Source organism: Paraburkholderia sp. BR10923, from assembly GCF_040948765.1.
Taxonomy (GTDB): Bacteria; Pseudomonadota; Gammaproteobacteria; order Burkholderiales; family Burkholderiaceae; genus Paraburkholderia; species Paraburkholderia youngii.
This window is the reverse complement of sequence record NZ_JBFPKO010000036.1, coordinates 1-24,177: the sequence shown is the minus strand read 5'-3', so window position 1 is coordinate 24,177 and position 24,177 is coordinate 1. Positions and strand designations below refer to the sequence as shown.

19 protein-coding genes are annotated in these 24,177 nt (G+C 63.5%); 9 read left to right on the top strand and 10 right to left on the bottom strand.

Annotation, left to right across the window (positions count from 1 at the left end; all coding sequences use genetic code 11):
- Nucleotides 1-40: 40 nt before the first annotated feature.
- Nucleotides 41-511: an Lrp/AsnC family transcriptional regulator gene (locus tag AB3X94_RS36810; protein ID WP_176105629.1), complete on the top strand. Its 471-nt coding sequence runs from the start codon at nt 41-43 to the stop codon at nt 509-511.
- Between the two features lie 86 nt (nt 512-597).
- Nucleotides 598-831 (top strand): hypothetical protein, encoded by a 234-nt coding sequence (locus AB3X94_RS36805; RefSeq protein WP_013091435.1) that lies wholly within the window; start codon nt 598-600, stop codon nt 829-831.
- A gap of 70 nt (nt 832-901) precedes the next feature.
- On the opposite strand, the gene AB3X94_RS36800 is transcribed toward AB3X94_RS36805, so the two are convergent.
- Both AB3X94_RS36800 and AB3X94_RS36795 read right to left on the bottom strand, forming a co-directional pair.
- Nucleotides 902-1,378: an OsmC family protein gene (locus AB3X94_RS36800; protein ID WP_176105628.1), complete on the bottom strand. Its 477-nt coding sequence runs from the start codon at nt 1,376-1,378 to the stop codon at nt 902-904.
- Nucleotides 1,379-1,423: 45 nt separating this feature from the next.
- Nucleotides 1,424-1,807 (bottom strand): hypothetical protein, encoded by a 384-nt coding sequence (locus AB3X94_RS36795; RefSeq protein WP_368614077.1) that lies wholly within the window; start codon nt 1,805-1,807, stop codon nt 1,424-1,426.
- Between the two features lie 152 nt (nt 1,808-1,959).
- Between AB3X94_RS36795 and AB3X94_RS36790 the strand changes: the two genes are divergently transcribed.
- From AB3X94_RS36790 to AB3X94_RS36765, 6 genes are all read left to right on the top strand, one after another.
- The gene (locus AB3X94_RS36790) at nt 1,960-3,963 is read left to right on the top strand and encodes a VTT domain-containing protein (protein ID WP_368614076.1); all 2,004 of its coding nucleotides are present in this window, start codon (nt 1,960-1,962) and stop codon (nt 3,961-3,963) included.
- 60 nt (nt 3,964-4,023) lie between these two features.
- Complete coding sequence (locus AB3X94_RS36785; RefSeq protein WP_368614075.1) at nt 4,024-4,815, top strand: phytanoyl-CoA dioxygenase family protein; 792 nt, start codon at nt 4,024-4,026, stop codon at nt 4,813-4,815.
- Nucleotides 4,816-5,479: 664 nt separating this feature from the next.
- Nucleotides 5,480-6,664, top strand: coding sequence for a phospholipase A (locus AB3X94_RS36780; RefSeq protein ID WP_368614074.1), 1,185 nt, complete (start codon nt 5,480-5,482; stop codon nt 6,662-6,664).
- Nucleotides 6,665-6,698: 34 nt separating this feature from the next.
- Nucleotides 6,699-6,866: a hypothetical protein gene (locus AB3X94_RS36775; RefSeq protein WP_176104960.1), complete on the top strand. Its 168-nt coding sequence runs from the start codon at nt 6,699-6,701 to the stop codon at nt 6,864-6,866.
- A 298-nt stretch (nt 6,867-7,164) separates the two neighbouring features.
- On the top strand, nt 7,165-8,397 hold the full coding sequence (locus tag AB3X94_RS36770) for a hypothetical protein (RefSeq protein ID WP_368614073.1): 1,233 nt from the start codon (nt 7,165-7,167) through the stop codon (nt 8,395-8,397).
- A 16-nt stretch (nt 8,398-8,413) separates the two neighbouring features.
- Nucleotides 8,414-11,017 (top strand): response regulator, encoded by a 2,604-nt coding sequence (locus AB3X94_RS36765; RefSeq protein ID WP_368614072.1) that lies wholly within the window; start codon nt 8,414-8,416, stop codon nt 11,015-11,017.
- Nucleotides 11,018-11,035: 18 nt separating this feature from the next.
- Here the strand turns inward: AB3X94_RS36765 and AB3X94_RS36760 are convergent, their stop codons facing one another.
- From AB3X94_RS36760 to AB3X94_RS36740, 5 genes are all read right to left on the bottom strand, one after another.
- Entirely contained in the window at nt 11,036-12,142 is a 1,107-nt protein-coding gene (locus AB3X94_RS36760) for a porin (protein WP_368614071.1), read from the bottom strand.
- A 109-nt stretch (nt 12,143-12,251) separates the two neighbouring features.
- Nucleotides 12,252-13,511 carry a nitrate/nitrite transporter gene (locus tag AB3X94_RS36755; protein ID WP_176105620.1) on the bottom strand — a complete coding sequence of 420 codons (1,260 nt, stop codon included), beginning with the start codon at nt 13,509-13,511 and terminating at the stop codon, nt 12,252-12,254.
- A gap of 99 nt (nt 13,512-13,610) precedes the next feature.
- On the bottom strand, nt 13,611-14,570 hold the full coding sequence (locus AB3X94_RS36750; RefSeq protein WP_368614070.1) for a 2Fe-2S iron-sulfur cluster-binding protein: 960 nt from the start codon (nt 14,568-14,570) through the stop codon (nt 13,611-13,613).
- 16 nt (nt 14,571-14,586) lie between these two features.
- Nucleotides 14,587-15,369, bottom strand: coding sequence for an SDR family NAD(P)-dependent oxidoreductase (locus AB3X94_RS36745; RefSeq protein ID WP_176105618.1), 783 nt, complete (start codon nt 15,367-15,369; stop codon nt 14,587-14,589).
- A gap of 105 nt (nt 15,370-15,474) precedes the next feature.
- Complete coding sequence (locus tag AB3X94_RS36740) at nt 15,475-16,749, bottom strand: aromatic ring-hydroxylating dioxygenase subunit alpha (RefSeq protein ID WP_176385139.1); 1,275 nt, start codon at nt 16,747-16,749, stop codon at nt 15,475-15,477.
- A gap of 141 nt (nt 16,750-16,890) precedes the next feature.
- Between AB3X94_RS36740 and AB3X94_RS36735 the strand changes: the two genes are divergently transcribed.
- Nucleotides 16,891-17,679 (top strand): IclR family transcriptional regulator, encoded by a 789-nt coding sequence (locus tag AB3X94_RS36735; RefSeq protein WP_368614069.1) that lies wholly within the window; start codon nt 16,891-16,893, stop codon nt 17,677-17,679.
- A 114-nt stretch (nt 17,680-17,793) separates the two neighbouring features.
- Here AB3X94_RS36735 and AB3X94_RS36730 read toward each other — a convergent pair whose 3' ends face one another.
- The 3 genes from AB3X94_RS36730 to AB3X94_RS36720 form a co-directional block, all read right to left on the bottom strand.
- The gene (locus AB3X94_RS36730; RefSeq protein WP_368614068.1) at nt 17,794-20,796 is read right to left on the bottom strand and encodes a response regulator; all 3,003 of its coding nucleotides are present in this window, start codon (nt 20,794-20,796) and stop codon (nt 17,794-17,796) included.
- A 248-nt stretch (nt 20,797-21,044) separates the two neighbouring features.
- Nucleotides 21,045-21,797 carry an OmpA family protein gene (locus tag AB3X94_RS36725; protein WP_176105615.1) on the bottom strand — a complete coding sequence of 251 codons (753 nt, stop codon included), beginning with the start codon at nt 21,795-21,797 and terminating at the stop codon, nt 21,045-21,047.
- Between the two features lie 89 nt (nt 21,798-21,886).
- Nucleotides 21,887-24,177: YadA family autotransporter adhesin (locus AB3X94_RS36720; RefSeq protein WP_368614067.1), on the bottom strand; the 2,291-nt coding region annotated here is incomplete at its 5' end.

The window sequence follows — 24,177 nt, the reverse complement described above, 5'->3', positions numbered from 1 at the left end:
GTGGTGTCTTCCCCCAACCCGCAGCAAGCACCTTCCGATTATGTCCGCCGACGATCTCGACAAAACCGACCGCGCGATTCTCGCCGCGCTGCAAAACGACGGCCGCATGTCGATTGCGCGTCTCGCCGACATGGTCGGCCTCAGCGAAACGCCGTGCGCGCGGCGTCTGAAACGTCTGGAGAACGATGGTTACATCGACCGTTACCGGGCGGTGCTGTCGCGCGCCGGGCTCGGTCTGGGCGTGGTCGCATTCGTGCTGGTGCGCTTCGCGGTACACGACCGCGTGGTGTCGACGCGCTTCGAGCGCGAGGTGCAGGCCATCCCGCGTATCCTGTCGTGCCACAACGTGTCGGGCAGCGCCGACTACATCCTGCAGATCGTCGCGCGCGACCTCGACGACTACGGCACCTTCATGCGTGATGAACTGCGCAGCCTGCCGGGCGTGACGTCGGTGGAATCGGCCTTGTCGTTGCGCGAAGTGAAAGCGTTTGGCGGTCTGCCGCTGTCCTGAACGCGAACGTGGCATAGTCACCCCTTTAGTCCCCTTTAGGAGCGGCGCGAGCCGCCCCGACGCAACCCGACGACCCCGGAGTTCTCATGGATCACGACAAGGCGCGAGCCGAAGAAACCGCCGCAATGGAACGCGTGTTGACCGCCACCAAGCGTGTGCAGACGGCGTTCGCGTCGCTGCAATCGCAATTCCCGCCCGCAGGCAGCGGCAAACCCTCGCAATTTGCGTTGCAGACTTTCGACGCCGCGCTGCAGGAACTCGAAGACGCGCAAGCCGCGTTCGACGAACTGCTCGGCGATCTGCTCGACGGCAATCGTTGAGCATGAACGAGTGGCTGGCCGGCGCCCTGCTCGCCCGCCGGCTCGCATGCCTGGCGCCGCCGCCCGCGCCTCAACGCACATCCGTCTCCACGACCGCCTCGCAGAGAATCGGAAAGTTGACCGAGTTCGCGATGTAGCACTTCTGATGCGCGACGTGATGCAGATGCATGGCCTGCTCGACGTCGCCGCCCGCGCGGATCGTCACGCGCGGGCGCAGCACGATCTGCGAAAAGCGGCCTTCGTGACCGGAATCGAGCATCGTGCCTTCGGCGTCGTCGCGATAGTCGAGCACTACGATGCCCGCGTCCGAGCACAGATGCAGGTACCAAAGCTTGTGACACGCGCTCGCCGACGCGACCAGCAGGTCCTCGGGATTCCAGCGCGTCGCGTCGCCGAGAAACGCCGGGTCCGACGAGCCCGGAATGTCGGGCTTGCCGCTGGAAGAAATCACGTGGTCGCGGCCGTAGTCGCGGTAGCCGGAGGTGCCGCTGCCGCGGTTGCCGGTCCATTGCACCGATACGCGATACTTGTGCTCACCGTGTGCCATTCCCTTCCCCTGTGGTCGGATCGGAACTGCATTCTATCCGCCGCCCTAGCGCGGCGGCGCCGCGCGGCCGGTCACGTTCGGCGCGCGCGGGTCGGGACTCATGTAGAGCGCCGTGCCGTTCGCGCGCATGTTGTTGAGCGCGCCGCCCGAGCCGGTCGCGCCACCGGCGCCGAGCCCATACGAGCCACCCGCCGACATGCCCGGCCCCGGCATCGCACTCGGACTGACGCCGGTACCGATGCCCATTGCGCCGCCGGCAGCCGCATTGCCGCTGTCCGCGCTGGTGCCCGCGCCGGTGCCCGCACGAGTCCCGGCTTGGCTGCCGCCAGGATTGCCCAGTTGCTGAGCCTCGACCGTCCCCGCGCCCCCCACCGTCAACAGCGTCACGAGCAACGCCGACCATACGATCCCACCGGTTGCTGTCTTCATAGCTCCCCCAAGCGCATCGATCCGCCGAGCCACGATATCTATTCTGAGCCGATCGCCCGACCGCTGCAGAAGCGCCGCCCCCGCCCGCGCCCACCGTTTGCCCGTGCGCGTTATGATCGATCGTCACGCCCGAGAACCGCCGATCGCGCACGATGGAGCACGCCTACAGCCACCTTTTGCATCTGCTCGCCGGCCACTCGACGTGGATGCTCGCGGTCGTGTTTCTCGCCGCATTTTTCGAATCCATCGCGGTCATCGGCACCTTCGTTCCCGGCAGCACCGCGATGTTCCTCGCCGGCGCGCTGACCGGCACCGGCTCGCTGAGTCTTGCCTGGGTCTTCGTGTGGGCGATCGTCGGCGCGGTCGCCGGCGACGGCGCCAGCTTCTGGCTCGGCGATCGCTACAAGGAGCGCATCGTCACCCTGTGGCCGTTCCGCGCACACCCCGGCGTACTCGACGCGGGCCAGCGCTTCTTTCTGAAGCATGGCGCGAAGAGCGTCGTGCTCGCCCGCTTCATCGGCCCATTGCGGGCGATCGTGCCGGTCGTCGCGGGCATGATGGGCATGCGGCCGCTGCGCTTCCTCGCGATCAACGTGCTGTCCGCGCTGTTGTGGGCGCCCGCGCACATCCTGCCCGGTGTCGTGTTAGGCGCATCGGTGCTGCTCGCGGGCGCGGTGTCGTTCCGGCTCGTCGTGATCATCGCGATGCTGGTGTGCATCGTGTGGCTCAGCTTTCGCGGCGCGGGGTTCCTCGTATCGCACGCGAACGCGTGGTCGAGCGCGGCGGGCCGTCGTCTCGGCAGCTGGGCATGTCGACATCCGGGTCCGCTCGGCCGCATCGCGCGCCGCATGCTCGACCCCGACACGCCCGATGCGACCCATCTGCTCGCGACATCGCTGATCGTGCTGGTGGCCGGCGCGCTTTTCTTCGGGGTCCTTGAAGACGTCGTCAGCGGCGATCCGTTGACGACCATCGATCTGTCCGTCTATCACTTCCTGCAATCGGTGCGCACGCCGTGGGGCGACACGGTACTCGCGGCGCTCGGGACGCTCGGCAGCGGCATCACGCTGCTCGCGCTGGTCGTCACGGTTGCGCTGTGGATGGTATGGGAGCGGCGCTGGCGCACGATCACCTACTGGCTCGCCGCGGTCGTGTTTTCGCAGCTGCTGATTCTCGGCCTGCAACTCGCGATGCGCCGCGCGCCGCCCAATGAGTTGATGACAGGCCACTTCGTGTTTCCGAGCAATCACGTCGCCGCGACGGTGATCGTCTACGGCTTTCTCGCGTTTCTGCTCGCTCGTCGGGTCGACAAGCTCGAAGGCGTGCTGGTTGCCGGAGCGAGCATCATCGTCGTGATCGTGGTCGCGCTCGCGGGCGTGTACTTCGGCCGCTACTGGGTGTCCGACGCGATCGGCGGCGCGGCGCTCGCCTATGTGTGGGTCGCGCTGATCGCGCTGACGGCGATCTGGCGGCATCCGCGGCCGCCGCCGCCGCGCCGTTTCATGCCGCTCGTGGTGCTCGCGGTGGTCGTGCTCAGCGTCGGGCTGCAGCTCGGCGTCGCCATGCCGGCGCCGCCGAACACCGCGCCGCAACCACCACCCGTGCAGTTCACGCAGGCGCAGTGGAAACACTCCGAGTGGCAGCGGCTGCCGTGCTATCGCTCCGACATGGGCGGCGATCGCAAGGAGCCGCTGACGCTGCAATGGGTCTCCGAACCCGCTTCGATCCGCGAGCTACTGCGCGCGCGGGGCTGGATCGAGGGCACCGACGTGTCCGCGCACAGCCTGCTGTCGCTCGCTTCGCCCGACGTCGCGGCGGTGTCGCTGCCGGTGCTGCCGAAGCTGAACAATGGCGTGCCGTCGTCGCTGATCTTCATGCGGCCGGGCGAATCGCGCGAGGAACGTTATGTGCTTCGTTTCTGGCCGAGCGCCTACGCGGTCGGCAACGGCACCGCCGCGGCGCCGCTGTGGGTCGGCGCGTTTGCGCACGAGAGGCTGACGCGGCCGTCGTGGCCGCTGAACATTCTGCGCATCGACCGCAATGGAACTCCGATCGACGCGCGCACCAGCTTGGGCGAAGAACTCGGCGCGACGGTCCTCGCGGAAGTCGATTGTCACGGCGTGCCGGTGTCGCTGCTGGTCTCGCCGATGGAATGAGCGTCACATGCAGGCTACCTAGGCAAGCCCCGACTCAACGACTCGACAAAGGAGACAACCGTGGGCCGCTTTTCGACTGAACAACTCGATGATTGCGCAGCGACGTTCGAACGCGACGGCATGGTCGTTCTGCGCCAGCACTTCCCGAAAGCGACGCTGCTCGCATGGCGCGACGCGTTCGCGCCATTGCTGCAACAGCAGATTGCCGCGCGGGCGACCGCCGTGCGCGGCGAAAACCGGCACTACGTCACGCTGCCGTTCACGGGGGTCTTCGCCGATCAGTCGATCTTCTGTGATCCGGACGTGCTCGGCATCGTCGAGCGCGTGGCCGGCGACGATCCCGTGATGTGCCAGCTGGCCACCGACACGCCGTTGAACGGCTCGACGTATCAGGAGATTCATCGCGACACACCCGCGCTGTTCGAAGGCGAAGCGGAAACCCCGTCGTTCCAGCTCGCGGTCAACTTTCCGTTGTGTGACGTCACGCTCGAGAACGGCCCATTCGAAACGACGCTCGGCACGCATCGGATGCGCTCCGACGACGCGCTGAACGCGTGGCGCGACGGCCGCCTGCCGTTGCATGCGATCACGATGGAACTCGGCGACGTGATGATTCGCGACGTGCGCGCGCTCCATCGCGGCACGCCGAACCGGACCGACCTGCCGCGTCCGATGGTCGTGATCGGCTATAGCCGCAGCTGGTATTTCCGACCGGAAGTCCGCATCGACGTACCCGAAGCCGTCTATGCGCAATTGACCTCACGCGCGAAGCGACTACTGCGCCATATGCCGCGCGTGAGCGAACTCGACAAGACGGGCGCGCCGGAGCAATACCGGAAATTCGCCTATTGAAGCGGGCTTTCAACTGTCGCATTGATTGGGCAACGATTTGCCGGGCAATCGAATCGCGAATCGCCACGCAATTGTCATGAGCGAAAACTGCGGCGCGCCCAACGGATATATCAAGGCGCGAATCACCCGCGATTTAACATTTAAAGCTCCGTTGCGAAAATGCAACGACACGACGCTATTCCGACGTTGTTCCGACGCTGTTCCGACGCTGTTCCCGTCGCTATTCGCATCGATAGCGCGGCAGGTCTTTTTCCACTCGCGCCATTCCTAATAGCACTGGCAGAATGAGCGAAAAAACGGATAGCGGGAACCGGCGTGGATGGCAGTTTCCGCAATCAAAACGCGGACCCTGATTTTCTATCCAACTGCATGCTTTGACGCTATCGTCTCATTGCGACCTGAACTCGTAGACCAATAGGAGCTCCGCGTGCGGAATCGATTGATGTCTCGCGTGAAGAAAAACCGCCAGTCTGGCGTTCGCAGCCATCGCTCGCGCGTTTTCCGATTGTCGTCGAGTCCGCTTTCCGGCTCATTTTCCAAACTGCTCCCCAGCCTATCGGTTTGCATCAGTGCGCTGGTGCTCGGCAGCTACTCTGCGTATAGCGTCGCCGGGGTTTCCATATTGCGTCCGCCGCGCGAAGCGAGGTCCGACGAACCGCTTGTCGTGACGATCGTCTACACCGGCGACGCACCCTCCGGCACGTCGGTCGACGTGCCTCGCACCTTGAGCGTCACGCTGACCAACGGCGAGGCCCTGCCAAGGGCCGTACTGCTCACCCGCGCATCCGGCGCACCCGAGCATGTCCGGCTAGCGGCCGGCGAGATGAAGGCGGTCAGCTATAGCGCGCCATGGCCCGATTGGGCGCGCGGTGCGCTTCGCATCGACGTGCCTGGCGTCGACGTATCACCTTCGGTGGTCCTGCTCACTCGCATGCCTCGCAACGCGGCGACGGCCAGCGCCGCAACAGCGACGCCCGCGTCTGCGGCGGCGGTTGCGTCCGCATCCGCACCGGTCGTGATCGCGCCAGCCGAAGGGCCGATGCCCGGCAACGAGTCGATCGCCGCGCAAGTGCCGCCTTCGACCGTGAAGCCCTCGAATTCCTTGGTGCCGGACCTCGGCACCTTTCTCGTAGGGCGATTTTCGTTCTACCAGCCCACCTACTTCGCCGACGGCTGGGACTCGTCGGAAAGCGGTCTCGCCAAATTCCAGGTCAGCTTCAAATTCCGCTTCGTACTGCCCGATGATCCGCGTTCACGCGGTTTTCTCGACAACCTTTACTTCGCCTACACGCAGACTTCTCTGTGGGATATCCGCGGGCATATGAACCCGTTCTACGATACGAGCTACATGCCCGCTCTTTTCTACTACCTGGAGGACACCGGGTGGAGGACCAGCTGGTTCACCCGGATGGGCATCGAGTCGGGCTACGAGCACGAGTCGAACGGAACCGCCGGTCCCGGGTCGCGTGGCATTGACTATGTCTACATCAAGCCGATCTGGGATTTTGGCGACCTCAACGCCAACCACCTGACCATCGAGCCGAAAATCTACGCCTACACGCACAAACAGGACACGAATTCGGATATCGCCAACTATCGCGGCTATGTCGACCTGCTCGTCAAATACGGCAGCCCGGATGGCTGGCAGCTCGCGACCACGTTGAGAAAGGGCACGAAATCGACCTATGGAAGCGTCGACGTACAATTTACCTACCCGCTTGCCAAGATGTTCGGCAGTGCATGGGGCGGGTATCTGTTTCTAAACTATTTCAACGGCTACGCGGAAGATCTTCTCTCTTACAACCAGCACCGCTGGGCCGCGCGCATTGGCTTCGCCGTGTCGCGCTGACGCATGACGTTGTCCTCTGTAGGCGCCGGGCCAGATGTACTCGGCGCCTTTGCGCGACATGAGTTACATGCCGGCATTGTTCTTTTACCGCGAGGACAGCGGTTACGTATGGCTCGGCTTCTTTAGCGGTTATGGCGAGGACATTCTCGACTACAACCAGCATCGCTGGATTGCGCGAATCGGCTATAGCATCACACGCTAATCAGGTATTCGCCGGAAATGCAAGCAAAGGGCCGCCGAGCGGTCCTTTTGCCATTCGAGGACGGCGCACGACGTGCCGTAATACATCGAAAGTTCTGCCGTAATTCTTTCAAAAGATTGCCCAGAGCCGATTCCCACCCGGCGGGCAACCCGTCTTGAACCGCTCGTGAATGCTGTGTGCACGAACAGACGGGCGTATCGGTGCGGATTTCTCTAGAGTTGAAGGGTCGCCGGTCCAACCGGCTGGCCACGCCGCGCGCTGACTTTTCCAGCGTCTAATCAGAACCAAGGAAAAACCAATGAAGACCGCTCTCCTTAAAGACCTGTCGACCGTTTCAAACGAGCCAACCGGACTTCTTTTGCATCGGAATAGTGCACCGCTTGCGCTCAAGCACGAAATTCACCCGGAACAGATCCGCGATAGCCTGCCGGCCCGTCAGGGGGGAGTCGGCTTTCTGTTTCACGCGACCGATTGGGAGACCCTTTCATTTTCTTTTCACAACGTTCGCGAACGCAGCGAGTCGTTCGAAGAAGAGTTGTGGAAGACCAAGCCTTTCATCGCATCGCCGATCTATTCGGGCTCGCAGGTGATCGGCGCGAATATCGCCTGCCCGGTGCCGCTCGAAATGTGGCTCGGCAGCCCGCGCGGCATCAAGCGCTTTCGGGCGACGCAATTCTTTCCGGCGCTGGAGCTCGCCAGAAAGGCGGGCTTGAACATGGTCGCGATGGGCGCGTCGACGCCGTACGCATGCAACTACGGGGCGCTGCCCCGGCCGGTCAAGCCGCCTCACATCACGACCGGCCACGCGGCGACCGCGGCGATGCTGAAGGACTGGGCGATGCATTGCTGCGAACAGCTCAGCCTCGAATTCGGCAACACGAAGCTCGCGCTGTTCGGCGCGGCCGGCCGGCTCGGCACGACGGTCGCGAAGTATCTGCTGTACAAGGATGCGCCGAAGGAACTGGTGCTGATCGATCTGCCGGACAAGATCAACCTGCTGACCGATCAGGCGAACGAGTTGCTCGCGTCGGACCTGCTCGGCAAATCGAAAGTCTCGGTGCATACGTTCAGCCCGGACACGCCGCTCCCTGACTTCGACGGCGCGATCCTCGCGAGCAGCACGAGCGTGCCCTACCTGAGCGCCGCGGATCTCAAACGCGCGCAATTCTGGATCGACGATTCGCATCCGCGCGCGGCCAGCGTCGAAGCGGAACTCGCTTCTCGCGGTCATACGCTCTATATTGAATGTTTCGCGCGTGGGCCCGCTGAACTCGACACCGCTTTCCCGTTCAGGCTGCCGTCCACCCGCGACTGCTATACCTGCTTTGCCGAAGGTTATTCCGCGTGGCAAGAAGGCATCGCATCCGATTTCATCATCGGTAGCCCGCCCGTGTGGTCGGTCTCTTATACTCATGGTCTTCTGAAGAGGTACGGCTTTTCGGTCGGACCGTTTCACGGCAAGAACGGCGATTCGCTCGCCGAAGGCGTCGAAGCACAGCAATTCAATACGCATGAAATGATGGGTTCCTGATGAACTCGGAGGCCTGATGGCGAGACCGCGCGAAAGCATGCGGGATATGCTGGAAAGAAGCAGGTTCGCGATTCGATGGGGAGGCGCACTCGGCCTCCTGTGTCACCCCATCTATTACATCGTCTGGACCTACCTCCTTCCGCAGCCTTACGACAACCTGCTGCTGCGGCTCAGCGCGGCGGCCGTCTGCGTCCCGCTGCTGTTCCAGGCGCGCTGGCCGAGGCGCTACAACCCCGCTCTGCTGATCTACTGGCATTGCTGCCTGATTTACGTGCTGCCGTTCGTCTGCACGTTCCTGACCGTCAGAAACGGCTTCTCCACGATGTGGATGATGACCGAGGTCATGATGATCTTCATTCTGGCGCTGTGTATCGACAACCCGCTGCTGCTGATAACGTGCATCGGTATCGGCGTGTTTTCCGGCGGCCTTGCCGGCGTGTTGAGCTCGCCGACGCCGATCGTTCTCAGCGCCGACGACAAGTCCAATCTCGCGCTGCTGCCGGTGGTCGTGCTGTGCAGCATGGCGTTCAGCCACGCGATCAGCAAGGGACGCATCTTCGTCGAAAAGAACCGCGCGTTGCAGGCGCTCGCGGGTTCCATCGCGCACGAGATGCGCAATCCGCTGAGCCAGTTGCGGCACGTGCTCGACCGCGTCGAGGAAGCATTGCCCTCGGCGAACAAGGCGGGCGCGGCGCCGACGCTCACCGACGGCACGGCCTCACTGATGTACAACCATCTCGCGCAGGGCCAATTGTCGATCGAGCGCGGCCTGCGCATCATCGCGATGACGCTCGACGAAGTCGCCGCGAAATCGATCCGCCCGGATAGCCTCAGCTACCTGCATGCCGGCGCGACCACGCGCAAGGCGCTCGCCGAATACGGCTTCGACAACGACAAGGAACGCGCGAAGGTGAGCGTCGTCGTCAACCGCGACTTCGTGTTCAAGGTCGACGAGACGGTCTATCTGTTCACGCTGTTCAACCTGATCAAGAACGCGCTGCATCACATCGTCGCGTATCCGCAGGCGACGCTGACATTGACCGTCGATAGCAACTCGGTGATCGTGCGCGACACCGGCCCCGGCATCGCGGCGGAGATCCTGCAGCATCTGTTCGAGCCGTTTCGCACGGCCGGCAACTCGGGCGGCACCGGGCTCGGGCTCGCGTACTGCCAGCGCGCGATGCGCGCGTTCGGCGGCAGCATCGACTGCGAATCGGAACTCGGCAAGTTCACCGCATTCACGCTGCGCTTTCCGCCGGTGGCGGCCGACGAGGTCGCCGAGCACGAGCGGCGCCTGTTCGAACGCGCGATGCCGGCGTTCAAGGGCAAGCGCGTGCTCGTCGTCGACGACGACGCTACGCTGCGCGCCCGCACCCGCCGCGTGTTGACGAAGGCAGGCGCCTATGTCAGCGAGGCGTCGGGCGGCGAGCTTGCGCTCGCCACGCTGCGGCGCGCGCCGCTCTACGACCTCGTGCTGATGGACATCAGCATGCCCGATCTGGACGGCTATGCGACGACCGAGCGCATCCGGGCCGACCGGGACTGCCCGAACCGCAACGTGCTGATCGCCGCCTACACCGCCGAACCGGGCAACGCGGTGCGGCTGCGCGCGCGGCGCGCCGGCATGGACGAGATCATCGGCAAGACGTCGAGTGTGCAGGAGCTGATCACCGCGGTGCAGGCCCTGTTCGACAACGGCGTGCGGCATCAGCCGGGCGAGCTGCCCGACGGCTTCGCCGGCAGAACCTTCGTGATTGCCGACGACGACACCTACAGCCGGCTCGTCGCAAAGGCTTATCTGGAGCGCTGCGGCGCGAGCGTAATCGAGGCCGACCACGGTCAGGCGGTGCTGACCAACCTGCACGAAGACGGCTTCATCGACGCGATCCTGATGGACGTCAACATGCCGGGCATGAACGGCATCGAGACGACGAAGTCGATTCGCGCGCGCACCGATGCCTACGCGACGCTGCCTGTCATCGCGCTGACCAGTCACACCGATCCCGCAGCGGTGCAGGCCTGCCTTGCCGCCGGGATGAACGAGGTGTTGATCAAGCCGGTGCAAGCGGGCTCGCTGTACGCATGTCTCGCACGGCAGTTCGGCACACGCGGCGAGTTGGGTGCGGACTCTCCATCTTCACAACGGATTGCGGAAACCGCGGGCGAAAGCGCGCAAACGGATTTTGCGGCGACGCCGGTGGCATTGGCCCCCACTGCGAGCGCGCACGCGGCCACCCCTATCGCTGAAGAAAGCCTGCTCGACGAACCGCACCTGGAAGAACTGGTCTCGCTCGATCTGCTCGACGAATCGTTCCTGAACGGCATCGAACAGATCCGCTCGCTCGTCGCGCGGCTCGCGGCAAACAGCGCGGCTGTCGATATCAAGGCGACGCACGCGAGCTTACATGCGCTGCTTGGCGTAAGCGGCAACATCGGCGCGAAGGCACTGCATCGGTACGCACGACAGATCTATCCACGCGTGATCGGCGGTGAGTGGCCGGTGGAAACCGACTGGCTCGTCCAGGTCCGCACGCTGGGCGCGCGCTCGACCGACGCGTTGCAGCGATATTACGCGTCGGCGAAAGGCCCGCGCGATCATCGCGATGCACTGAGCGATTGAGCGCGCGCGCCGCCGCCGTCAGAACTTGTGCAGCACGCCGATCGCAACCGCCAGCTGGTTCGCGCCGGTCTTCACGGTCGTCGTCGCGACCGAAGTCGCCCATCCGGTCGCACTCAGCGCGGCCTTCGAGCTGTTGATCACATAGGTGATGTCGGTGTACAGCGCCGTGCGCTTCGACAGCCAGTAGTCCGCGTTGACGCCGGTGCTCAATGCGTGCGCGTCGACCTGGCGATACGCGTGGTAGTAAGTCGCGGCTGCGAGGTCCAGCGCCGGCGTCGCCTTGTAGCGCACGCCCGCGAACGCCATCGACTGCGGCGGCGATGCGGTGAGCGTCGACGGGACATCGTTCAGCAGCAATTCGTAGCCGCCGTACAGCGTCGCCTTGCCGATTGCATACGAACCGCCGGCCACGTAGCGCCGCTCGCTATCGCCCGATGTCGCGATCACCGAGCCTTGGCGCTGCTCGTACACGAACGTCAGATTCAGCGGCCCCTGCACGTAGCGTCCACCGATGTCGTACTGCTTGCCGACGCGGAACGAGCCCGCCACCGGCACGTTGGAGGCGACTGCGTCATAGCCGAAGCTGTAGAGCGCATTCAGCTCGAACGGTCCCACATGGCCGAGATACGACACCGCGTTATCCGCGCGACCGACGAACTGCGCGTCCTGCGCGGAAAGGCCGTAACTGGAATAACCGAGCGGGTCGAGCGCGAGGAAGTAGCGGTACATCGGCGTCATCTGCCGGCCGAGCATCATCGCGCCGTAGCGGTCCGATTCGAGTCCGACGAACGCTTGCCGGCCGAACAGCCGCCCGCCTTGCTGCAGCGCGCCGGTGTTCATCGCCATGCCCGATTCGAGCGTGAAAATCGCCCGCAGTCCGTTGCCGAGATCTTCCTTGCCGGTAAAACCCCAACGCGAATTCTGCCGGTTGCCGGTGCCGAGCGCGACCTGGGTGCCAGACGATCCCTGCGGCGTGACAGCGTGAGTCACGTAGGTCACCCCCGAGTCGACGATGCCGTACAGCGTGACCGACGACTGCGCGTGCGCCGCGCCGCTGATGCCGATACCAATACCACATGCAAAAAGGACCTTCGAGGGCCTGGCGAGAGGCTTGTGCTTCACCATGTGTCTCCTGCTGGAAATTGAGTTGTTTTGTGCTGCGAAAGCGTGATCGTTCGATCTCTGTGGTCGCGGTAGCCGGCGCGTGGCCGCGGCGGCTGCCGGAGAGAGTCGGTCATTCGCGTGCGATGTGCGGATTGACGAAGAACATCGCGACGACCGCGATAGCGGGTCCGATCGCGAGCGTGACGAGCGCGAGCATGAATGAATGACTCGCGCCATACAGCGAGCCGACCACCATCGGCGACACCGCGCTGCCGGACTGCCAGATCGCATTGGTCCAGCCGGCGCTCGCGCCGGCGAGGCGCTTGCCGGATGCGTCGCTCACCTGTGCCATCAGCACCGGCAGATAGCCGAACGAGAACGCCCCGAGGATCGGCGCGACCAGATAGAACTGATGCGCGGTCGAGCAGTAGCCGAACACCAGCAGCGCGATCGTGAACGCTATCAGGCAGCCGATCGACATCATCCGCCGCGACACGCCAGGCAGATCGGAGATCCAGCCGAGCGTCGGCTTCGCGATCACCGCGCCGATGCCGAACGACGCGACGATCGATCCAGCGACGATCGGTGCAATGCCGTATTGGCGCGTCATCAGCGCGTTGCCCCATGCGGCGAAGCCGACGGTCGCCCACAAGCCGCCGCAGCCCGCAATCGACAGGGCAATCAGGTTCCGGTTGCGCAACAGGCCGAGCATGTCCTGCAGGCTGTTGCGCGCGGGCTTCGCTTCGTTCGAAGGCCGGTTCTTCAGCAGCAGCAACGTGACGATGCCCCACGCGAACGTGACGATGCCGAGCATATGGAATGCGTTCGACCAGCCGTGCCGCGCTGAGAACGACGGCACGACCGCGTTCGCGATCACGACGGCGAGCGACGTCGCGGTCGTGTAGAGGCCCATTGCGCGGCCCCGGTCGCGCGTGAACCATGCGGGAATGATCTTCATGCCGGCCGAGTAGTCGGCGCCCGCCGCGAAACCCATCGCCGCCTGAATCACGATGCCGAAGGCGAGCGAATGCGTATAGCCGAACGTAAACGTGAGTACGCCGAGCGGCAGCAGCGCGAGCGTGAGCATCGCGCGACCGCCGAGCAGATCGGTCAGCATGCCGCCGACCACGTTCGCAAGCACATAGCCCGCGTAGAACGCGGTCACGAACGCACCGAGCATCGACACGCTGATGCCGAGCGACGCGCCGACCGGCGCGGCCACCGTGCTCCACGCCACGCGGACCACATAGCTGAGCAGAAACGCGGCCCAGACGATGAACAGCGCGACCCAGCGATACGGGTTCGTGTCGGCGCTGCTCGCCTCCCGTGCGCCGTTCGTGGCCCAGACGTTCGCGGACATGCCCTCCGACGACGCCAGATTCTTCTCCATGACTCCTCCAATGCCGGGCGTGCCAGCGGCCGCCCGTTTTCTTTCTTTCTGATGGATAGGGTGCCGGCCGCCTGCTGTGACCGGCGCGGGCGAATGCCGTTACAGATCGAGCACCAGCACCCTCGACTTCGCACGTGAACAGCACGGCAGGAACTGATCGTTGCGGGCCTGCTCCTCAGGCGACAGGTACAGATCCCGGTGGTCGGGTTCGCCTTCGAGCACCCGCGTGATGCAGGTGCCGCAGATGCCCTGCTCGCACGACACCGGCACGTCGACGCCCGCCGCCGCGAGCGCCTGCGTGACCGTGCAATCGGCCGCAATCGACACGACGCGGCCCGAGCGCGCGAGCCGCACGTCGAACGAGCCGCCGTCGCCGGCAGGCTGCGCCGCCGCGAAGTATTCGTAATGCAGACGATCGTCGCTCCAGCCGAGCGAGCGCGCCGTATCGAGCACCGCGTTCATGAAGCCCTGCGGACCACACACGTACAGATGCCGGTCCGCGCCGCCTGTCAGCAGTGCGTTCAGATCGAGCATGCCGTGCTCGTCGTCGAAGTGGTACTGCGCGTTGTCCGCCCACGACGACGCGGCGATTCGCTCGACGAACGCCGCACGGCTTTTCGAGCGCGCGCAGTAATGCATGTCGAACGCCGCGCCCATCGCTGCCAGCTGCTCCGCCATGCAGAGAATCGGCGTGACGCCGATGCCGCCCGCGAGCAATAGCGGCTTCGCGTCATGGCGGGCGAGCGGGAAATGATTGCGCGGTACGCCGATGCGGATCGCGTCGCCTTCGTTCACCGCTTCGTGCATGCGCAGCGATCCGCCGCGCGAATCGGCGTCGCGCAACACCGCGATCTGATACCGGTGACGCTCGTGAGGCGCGTTGCACAGCGAGTACTGCCGCACCGGCCCGCCGGGCACGTAGACGTCGATGTGCGCGCCCGCCTCGAACGGCGGCAGCTCGCGGCCGTCGACATCGACGAACTCGAAGCCGGCGATCCCGTCGGCTTCGTCGCGCCGTGCGGCGACCCGCACCATCAGCGTGGAATCGGTCATGTTCATGCCACCTCTCCTCCGCTCACATCGCCGACAGGCCGCCGTCGACCATCAGCGTCGTGCCGGTGATGTACGACGCCTCGTCGCTCGCGAACCACAGGATCGGCCACGCGATCTCTTCGGGCGACGCCCAGCGGCCGATCAGCGAGGTGTCCTGGCGCTGCGTCTTCAGCACTTCGACGCTCTTGCCCGCTGCAATGGCGCGGTTCACGTGGAATCCGGTCAGCGTCGACCCGGGGCATATCGCGTTCACGCGCACGCCGTTCGCGGTCTCTTCGAACGCGAGCGTGCGGGTCATCGCCAGCATGCCGGCCTTGGTCGCGTCGTACAGGCCCATGCCCTTGCGGCCGGTCACCGCATAGCACGACGATACGTTGACGATACTCGCGCGGCCCGCGCGACGCAGGAACGGCAGCGCCGCCCTGCAATAGTTCGACGTGCCGACCAGATTGACCGACACCATCGCCTGCCACTCGGCCGGCGTCGCGTCGGCGAGCGCGCTGTAGTTGCGCATCGCCGCGTTGTTGACCAGCACGTCGAGCCGGCCGAACGAAGCGGCGGCGAACTGCACCGCGCGCACCGCATCGGCGTCATCCGACACGTCGGCCGGGAACGTCTCGACACGCGCCGACGGATCGGCCTCCTTCAGGTCTTCAGTGACGCGCGCGAGCGCCTCCGGATTCGCATCGACGAGCACTACCGCAGCGCCCTGGGCGCAGAACACGCGCGCGGTCGCGGCGCCGATGCCGCCTCCGCCGCCAGTGATCAGCGCGACCTTGTCTTCGAGTCTTTTACGTTGCTGCATTGCTTGCCGGCGCGCAGCCGGCCTCCTTTTGCGGAATGGGCAGAAGGTCCAGTCGGACCAGACGACGACACACGGGGGCGGAGAGAAGCCCGGCCCCGCCGTGCATCAGATCGTGTAGATCGGTTGGTCCTTGCCGTCGTGCAGATGGATCACCGCCCATTCCTGTGGCTTCTGATCGCGCGGCAGCAAGACGCCGGCAGCGCGCACGCGCTGCTGGTCGGCGTCGATTGCGGGCGGATCGGTGTCGGGCACCAGCGCCGTGGCCGCCTCGTACATCATGCGGCGCGCCATCACGATCGCGCGGTCGGTCGGCAACAGCTTTTCCTTGCTGTGGTCCTGGATCGGACCCATGCTTTCCTGCAGCGACGCGTCCTGCATCGCGAAGCCGAACACGCCCGAGTACGCGCGCTTTTCCTTCTGCGCCTTTCGGTCGATCAGGTAGTCGTTGTCCTTGTTCGCCTTCGGACGGAACGAGCCGCCCTCCTCGTACTCGCAGTGAATGCCCTTGCCGGCATTCAGGTCGGCCAGTTCCTGCTCGTCGAGCGGACGGTCCGGGCGGAAGTTGATGCTCCACGCCCAGCAGTTGTGATCGTCGATCGGCACCCACACGTGGCCCGCGAGCGAATGGTCACCGAACGGCGGGATCAGCGTGTACCACGGGAACAGCCACTGCGTGACGCGCCAGTAGTACGAATCCGGCTCGCCGTTGCGGCGGCCGAACAGCGTGAGGCCGAACGGCTGCTTCTCGATCTCGAAGATCACGTTGCCGTCCGCCTTGATGTAGTCGAGCGCCTTCGTGCCTTGGTGCATCGGGTCATCGTCGACTTCGTAGCGGTGCACATACGACACGTGGCTCGTGTCGATGCCGCCTTCCATCGCCTGCAGGTAGTTCGATTCCTGCAGCCGCTTCGACACGAATACGTGGCTGTCCGGCAGGTTGCACCACTCGAGATCCGGCGGCGCCGGCTGACGGTCCTTCGGCCCCATGTACGCCCACACGATGCCCGCGCGTTCGATGCACGGATACGCGGTGATGCCCATGTGCTTGCACGCCTGCGGTGCGGACGGCACCTCGACGCAGTTGCCGTTGCGGTCGAATTTGAGGCCGTGATACGAACAGCGAATGCCGTTCTCTTCATTGCGGCCGAAGTAGAGCGACACGCCGCGGTGCGAGCAGAACTCGTCGATCAGCGCGGGCTGGCCTTCGGAATCGCGAAAGGCCAGCAGCTTTTCGCCGAGGATCTGCACGCGCACCGGCGGGCAATCGGGCTCCGCGATTTCGCTCGCGAGCAGCACCGGCACCCAATAGCGACGCATCAGATTACCCATCGCCGTGCCCGGGCCAGTGCGAACCAGCGTCTCCGACATGTTCTTGTCCATAATTCCTCCGAATCCGGTTGTCCGTTGTATGAGAATATGGTCTCATTGTACGGACAGATTGATGTGAGTCAAGTTCGTGCCGATAGGGACTTTCACTACAATGTGCAATCGACGCGGACCTTCGCGGAAAGGAAATTTCAAATGGAAGAAAAAAAGCCGCACGAAAATGTGCGCGCAGTCGAACGAGCGCTAGAAATTCTTCTGGTGTTCCGACCCGGGGACAAGGAATTGACCGTCGCGGAGTTGCTGACCCGCGTGGACCTGAGCCGACCGACGCTGTACCGACTGCTGAATACGCTCGAACAGAACGGCTTTCTCGCGTCGTCGGGCGAGCCGCAGCGCTTCAGGCTCGGCAGTTCGGTCGCGCAAGTCGCGCACGCCTGGATGGCGAACAATACGATCGCGCAGCTCGCGCAGCCGATGCTGCGCGAGCTTTGGGAAGCGACCTCGGAGACGGTCGCGTTGTTCGTGCCGGAGGGGACCTACCGGATTTGCGTCGCCGAACTGGAAAGTCCGCAGCCGCTCAGTTTCCGGCGCGGAGTCGGCTATCGCGAGAAGCTCGTGCTCGGCGCGAGCGGCCGCACGATTCTTTCGCAGATGCCGCTGTCAGAGGACGATCTGCGGCGGTATCTGACCGATCCGGATCAGGACGTCGCGGCGCTCGCCGCCGATCTCGATGCGGTCCGCGCAAAGGGCTTCGGCACCAGCCATCACGAGCTGATCGCCGGCGCAGTAGCGGTGGCCGCGCCGTTCTTCAACGGTGCGAACCAGGTGGCGGGTTCGGTGTGCATCTTCGGGCCGAGCGTGCGCGTAACCGACGAGCGCGTCGCGCACTTCGCGGCGTTGCTCAAGCGAGAGGTGGGCAATCTGTCGCGCGCGCTGGGGCATCAAGGGGAAACTGGACGGGTGCCGAGTGTGGCGCGTCGGTGAAATGGGCATCGAAGATTTTGGCCAACGCCGGGAGCGCAATCAGGAAAGTCGACACTCAGTTCTTGCTTCTCCTGACGCCGATCCATGGCTGAAGCCAAAAACTCACGTCTCCGGCTATACGCTCATAACGCGCCGCGCGAGCGTCGAATAAGCGAGTGGCTCAAAACGATTGAGCCCCTCCTTAACCTCAGGAATGTCGTTATTTCTGGCGTGCTGCTCCATCTGTGCGCAAGCATTCGCCACTTCGGGTTCCTGAATCATCGCGAAAGATCCGCGTACCGCATGAAGCTGGGCGAGCACCGTTTTCATATCCCCAAGCTCAATGGCGGCATGCAGTTCCCGAAGCGAATCCCTCAGCGCCTGAGTCATCGCGGCGTGGATGTGCTCGGGCAATGGCCCTTGCGAAATGTCGCGCCTCGCCACGGTGTCGTTCGCGGGACGCCTGGCTGCTTCGTTGACCAGCCGCCGCACCGTCGCTTCCATCGTGTCGAGCAGGACAGGTTTTAGCAGGACCTCGTCGATTCCCGCTTGCGTGCATTGCGCGCGCACTTCTGCCGCGACGTGCGCAGTAATCGCGATGATCGGCACCGTCGAACTTTGGGCACGAAGGCACCGCGCGAGCGCGTACCCGTCCATCCCCGGCATATTGATGTCGGTCATCACCAGATCGAAGTGGCGCTCGTTGAAGCGCCGCAACGCCGCACCGCCACTTTCGGCCATATCGGCCTCGTATCCCAGCGTGGCAAGTTGAGCGACAAGCAGCTCCCGATTGGCGAGCTGATCGTCGACGACGAGGATGTGGATGGCGTGTGTGTCGATCTCGGTGGACTTCGGTTCGGCTTTGGTATGCCCTGGGGCGCTGACCGGGGTGGCTGCACTCACCGGAATGGGCAAGGTCACGACAAAGGTGCTTCCGGCATTCAACTCGCTCTTCACCCGAATCGTGCCATGCATCAATTCAGTCAGGCGCAGACAGAGCGCGAGTCCGAGGCCTGTTCCGCCGTAGCGCCTCGCAATCGACGAATCGGCCTGCGTAAAAGCATGAAATAGCGTCTCCTGCTGCTGCGGAGTCATGCCGATGCCGGTGTCGCTGACACCGATCACGATCGGAGAATCGTCGGCCGTGTCGTCCTTGAGGTAGACCTCCAGTAGGACATCGCCCGTGGCGGTGAATTTGATCGCATTGCTGACCAGATTGATCGCGATCTGGCGGATTCTCGTCGGGTCACCGAGATAGTGCGGCGCGAGCGCATCATCTATCACGCAGTCGAACTCGAGCCCCTTCGCCTGCGCGACTGGTTCGAACATCGCGGCCACCTCACGAATCACCTGACCGAGATCGAAGCTGATCGACTCGAGCGTCATCTGCCCCGACTCCACCTTCGAAAAATCGAGGATGTCGTTGATGATGCCGAGCAACGCAGTGGACGACGACGTGACAACCCCTACCCGCTCCTCCTGCAACGGCGACAACGGCGAGCGTCCGAGCAGCTCGAGGTTGCCGAGAATGGCATTGAGCGGCGTGCGTATTTCGTGGCTCATCATCGCGAGGAACGCCGACTTCGCCTCGTTGGCGGCGTCCGCCGCGGCACGCGCCTCGTCCAGCTTGCGTTCGGTGTTCTTCAGCGTCGTGATGTCGGAAAAACTGCATAGCAACACGTCTTTCCCGCGATATTTGGTGCGCACCATGCTCACCAGCAGGTCGTCCACCCGGCCATCGGCTAGCCTGAGCGGCATCTCCAGATCGGACTGCCACGCGGGAGCGTCGGGGCTGTGGTCATAGAGAGAGAGCAAACGCTCGTGCAAGCGTGGTTCGTCCGGATGCGTGTTCAGTTCGTAGCTACGCATCAGGTTGCTCTGCAACAGAATTTCGCCCTGTTCAAAAGACAGCAGCGCGAACCCGGACGGCGCAGCGGCAACCATCGCGCGATTCAAGGCTTCACTTTCGAATACTCGTTGCGAACGTTCGTAGTCGGGCTTGAACAGCTTGTGATCGAGCATCAACAGAAGCAGCCACATGAATCCCAGGACCAGCAGCATCACTGCAATGTACGCAGCGAGGCGCGGCCCCAAGTCGCGCAGAATCGTGCGCCACGTGAATGCGTAAACGATGATCCAGCCAGAATTCGTTACTTCCGCACTGGCCGTGAAAAGTCGATTGCGATAGCGACGGCTTTCCCCGGTTCCCTGCGTCGCTTGCGAACGAGACTCGAGAATCCGTTGCGTCAGCGTAGCGTCGCTACCCGGCGTGGCTGTACTGAGGATCACATTGCCGGCGGAATCCAGCAGCAGCGATTCTTCATCGTAGCGCCCCCCGGCAAGTATTTCGATTATGGAACCCAAGTAGATCTTTCGGACAGCGACGAGGAAAATCTTGCCCTCACTAAAAGCCGGCATGACGAGCCGGATTGCGGGCTTGTCGCCGAATGGATCTGTGACTGGCCCAAACCAGGTCGCACCCTCGCCCTCTCGCAACCGCTGGATCACCGTTGGGTCTGTCAGATCGCCGAGGTCCGGTGCAATGCGGTCGAGAAGCTCGTGGACGTCTATCGCGCCGCTTTGCTTGACCGGGTTGCCCGATGCCGGTGCAGGAAGAATTCCGACGAAGCGCCGGTCCGGTGAATAGAAATAGCCTGACACCGCATTGGTCTGCACCTTGGCCCAAGGTCCAACACGATAATGAAAATCGACGCCGAGCGCGAGATACGGTGCAAAATCCGATGCGTGGTGCGACGGACCAACATCGCCGAGCATCATCACCGGGTCAAAATTCGCGTGTCTCTGCAGAATGACTTGTCCATGCTGCGCGGCAAATTCGTCGATGAGGGCCGCGGGTGGAAGTGGTCGCGTGCCCCACCCCGATTCTTCATGCAGGATCGCGGCTCGCAAGGTTCTTTCCCGCTCGAGGAACTCCAGTTGCAGGCGAGTTTGGCGTAGAGAGAAGTCTCTGTAGCGATCCTCTATGTATTCCGCGACCGCCGAGTGCAGCACAACGCCGGTCAACAGCACCAGCACAAACGAGATGGCGATGCCCGCCCCCATGACCAGCGCCCGCTGATATCGGTTTAGCCTGCTCGGCTCATCAATGTGTGCATCGCCATTGAGTGCGTAAGTCACACGCTCATGTCCAGTGGAATCTGTGCTCTTTGATGGCATGGCGGACCCGCATCCGGGACCTTGGAGATGATTTCAGCATCATACGGCCAATCTGAGGCGTTGCGCGTTTGAAGTCATTCGAGCCGCGTTCAGGCAGGGACCGACGAGCGCAGGTCCGCACGAGAAGTCTCATGAAAAAAATAAATGCCGTTCAGTGACTTGACTGAACGGCATTACGGCGACGGCGGAGTATCAACTGAACGGGACGATCAGGAGATGACTCCAGACGCTACGACGCGCACTTCCACGCGGCGATTGAGCGCGCGTCCTTCAGCAGTCGCATTCGAGGCGACCGGATCATCCGCGGCCGCGCCCTCGGCGACGAAACTCTGGGCCATCAACCCGCGGTTACGCAGGTATTGCAGGACCGACTGGGCACGCGCTTCCGACAATTTCTGGTTGTGGGCTCGTGTGCCGGTCGAATCCGTGTAACCAATTATCGTCACACGTCGGAAGTTGATGCCCTCATTCACGCGCAAGAAATTATCGAGACTCGCCTTTGCCGCACTACTCAATACGGCACTATCCGTGGCGAAATTCGCGTCGCCCTGCAGCAGGACCTGGCGGCGCTCCTGAGACTGGGGTTGAGGTCGAGGTTCGGGTTTCGGTTGAGATGGAGGTTGGGGAACCGGGGCGGGGACAGCTTGCGCCTCAACCGGTTTACCACACATGAAGGTAACCTCGCGCGGATCTTTCGTATTGACACCGGACCTGACTCCATCAACGGCCTGCACCAGCGTGACAGGCTTGTCCTTGCAGATCTCGGCCGCCACTTTGAAACAGGTTTGTGAACTTTCGAGCAGACCACCGCACTCGACGCGATAAGTCGGCGCTTTCTGGTCTGGAGCAACGATTGCATGTGCGTTGTAGGTGGGGCCCGATTGCGTCGTACATGCCGCCACAAGCCCCAATACTGAGCCCAGCAATGCCAGGCGTGGATAAACTGAAAAGTGCTTTTTCATGTTTTGTAGATTCGCTTGAAGCGAAAGAAGAAAAAATTGTTTGATTCGAAGCGGAGGAGAGAGGGGGCGTACCCCCTCTTACTAAACGCTTACCACTGGTACGAGGCGCCCACCCCGACAGTCGTTCCACCGCTGGACAAGCCAACACCCGCTTTCATCTTGATGTTTTGCGTGATGCGAGCCGTACCACCGATCGCGACAGCCTGATAGCCCTTATAGGTCCCGCCACCAATACCGATCGACAGCGTCTTGTCCTTATCGACGTCCGGAATCATCGTCAGCGCAGTGGCCGCCGCAATACCCGAGTAAGCGCCCCTAGCCACATCGTTGATCGCCTGGTCTGCAGCGTTCATGCGGTCGTCGAGGCCCGACAGGGCATCACCCACGTTCGAGTATGTGCCACCTGAGAGCTGATACGACGGTCCGGTCACCGCACCGGTCGTCGGATCGATGCTGGCGCCGCCGCCCAGACCATCAACCACGGCCGTCAGCTGCGAGACGTTGACGGCATCGGTTGCTTGTGAGCCAGCCGCGACGTTGGTGACCTGACGCTGTCTCCCAGCGGAGCCCACAGAGACCGTGTTCTCCCGATCAGCAACCGAATCCTGACCCAAGGCAACCGAGCTGGAAGCCGTGGCTTGCGCACCCTGACCGACTGCAACCGCACCAGAGGATGCCGCGGCGCCTGAGCCTATTGCCACTGCACTGTCCGAGGCGTTGGCGTTCGAACCGACTGCTGTACCGTTGTCACCCGTAGCCACCGCACCGGAACCAGCCGTGGTGCTGCCCGCACCCGTACCCGGCGCCGCAACGTTGACAACGGCACTATCATCCGACGAGGTATCCGTTGCGTTGAAGTACGGATTGCTGCCCGATCCACCGTTGCCTCCCGAGCCACCGTTGTTCTCAATGTTGGTGACTCGGCTGTTGACATTGGTCACCTCGTTCTGCAGCGCTTGCAGCTGACCGTAGTTCACAGCGTCATAAGTTGACGATCCTGCGGCAACGTTGGTCAACACCACTGGACCAGACGACCGGCCGCCACCCAGCGTCACGCTGTTGTAGTTCACCGTGCCATCGGTGTTGATGTCGTACTTGACCACGCCTAGATCCAGGTTGGTCATATTGCTACCGATCTGGTCCAGTGCCTGATTCGTTGCATACAACTGCGAGCCGTTCACCGCGTCCGTGCTCGTCGCGCTCAGGCGACCGGCGGCCACGTTCGTGATCGTGCGTTCGCTACCGTCGCTGCCCACGCTCACCGTGCTCGTCGGGTTGGCACCGGCGAACGCATACTCCGTCCCGCCAATGGTCGCGCCGCTCGTGCCCACCGCGGCAGACGTCGTCGAGCCTGCGCCCAGCGCCACATCATTTGCGTTGTTCGACACCGCACCCATACCGATTGCCACCGAATCCTCACCCAGCGCAGACGAATCTGCACCCGTCGAGTTCGCATGGAAGTACTTCGTGCCGTTCTCGTACAAGTTCGTCACCTGGTCACCCAGGTTGGTGATCGACTTCGTGTTCTGGTCCACCTGCTGGTTCGTGACGTACAGCTGCGAGCCATTCACCGCGTCCGTGCTCGCCGACGACAGCTCGCCTTCGGCCACGTTCGTGACCTTCGTGCCATGGATGCCGTCGCCCAGCGTGATCGCGCCCTTCGACGAGTCGTCGTAATGCACCGCCAGCGGATCCGTCCCGCTGCCCGCACCATTCCTGATGTCCTCGCTCAGCTGGTCCACCTGCTGGTTCGTCGCGTACAGCTGCGAGCCATTCACCGCGTCCGTGCTCGTCGCGCTCAGGCGACCGGCGGCCACGTTCGTGATCGTGCGCTCGTTACCCACGCTGCCCACGCTCACCGTGCTCGACGGGTTGGCACCGGCGAACGCATATGCCGTCCCGCCGATGGTCGCGCCGCTCGTGCCGACCGCCGCAGACGTCGTCGAGCCTGTGCCCAGCGCCACATCATTCGCGTTGTTCGACACCGCACCCATACCGATTGCCACCGAATCCTCACCCAGCGCCGACGAATCTGCACCCGTCGAGTTCGCATGGAAGTACTTCGTACCGTTCTCGTACACGTTCGTCACCTGCTCGCCGATGCTCGTCACCTGGTCGCCGATGGTCGTCACCTGGTCGCCCAGGTTCGTCACGTTCGTGTTGGTCTCGGTCAGCTGCGCCATGTTGACCGCATCGCCCGGGTTCACACCTTCCGCCACGTTCGTGATGGTCTTGCCACCCGCGTCGATGCCGCCCGTGGTGATGCTCGGGCCGTTCTTGATGGTCAGGCCGTCGTTGTTCACCACCGTGTCACCCATCGTCACGCTGTCGACCTTCAGGTCGCGTGCCAGATCGAAGTTCACGTCGTTGCCGGCCGTGC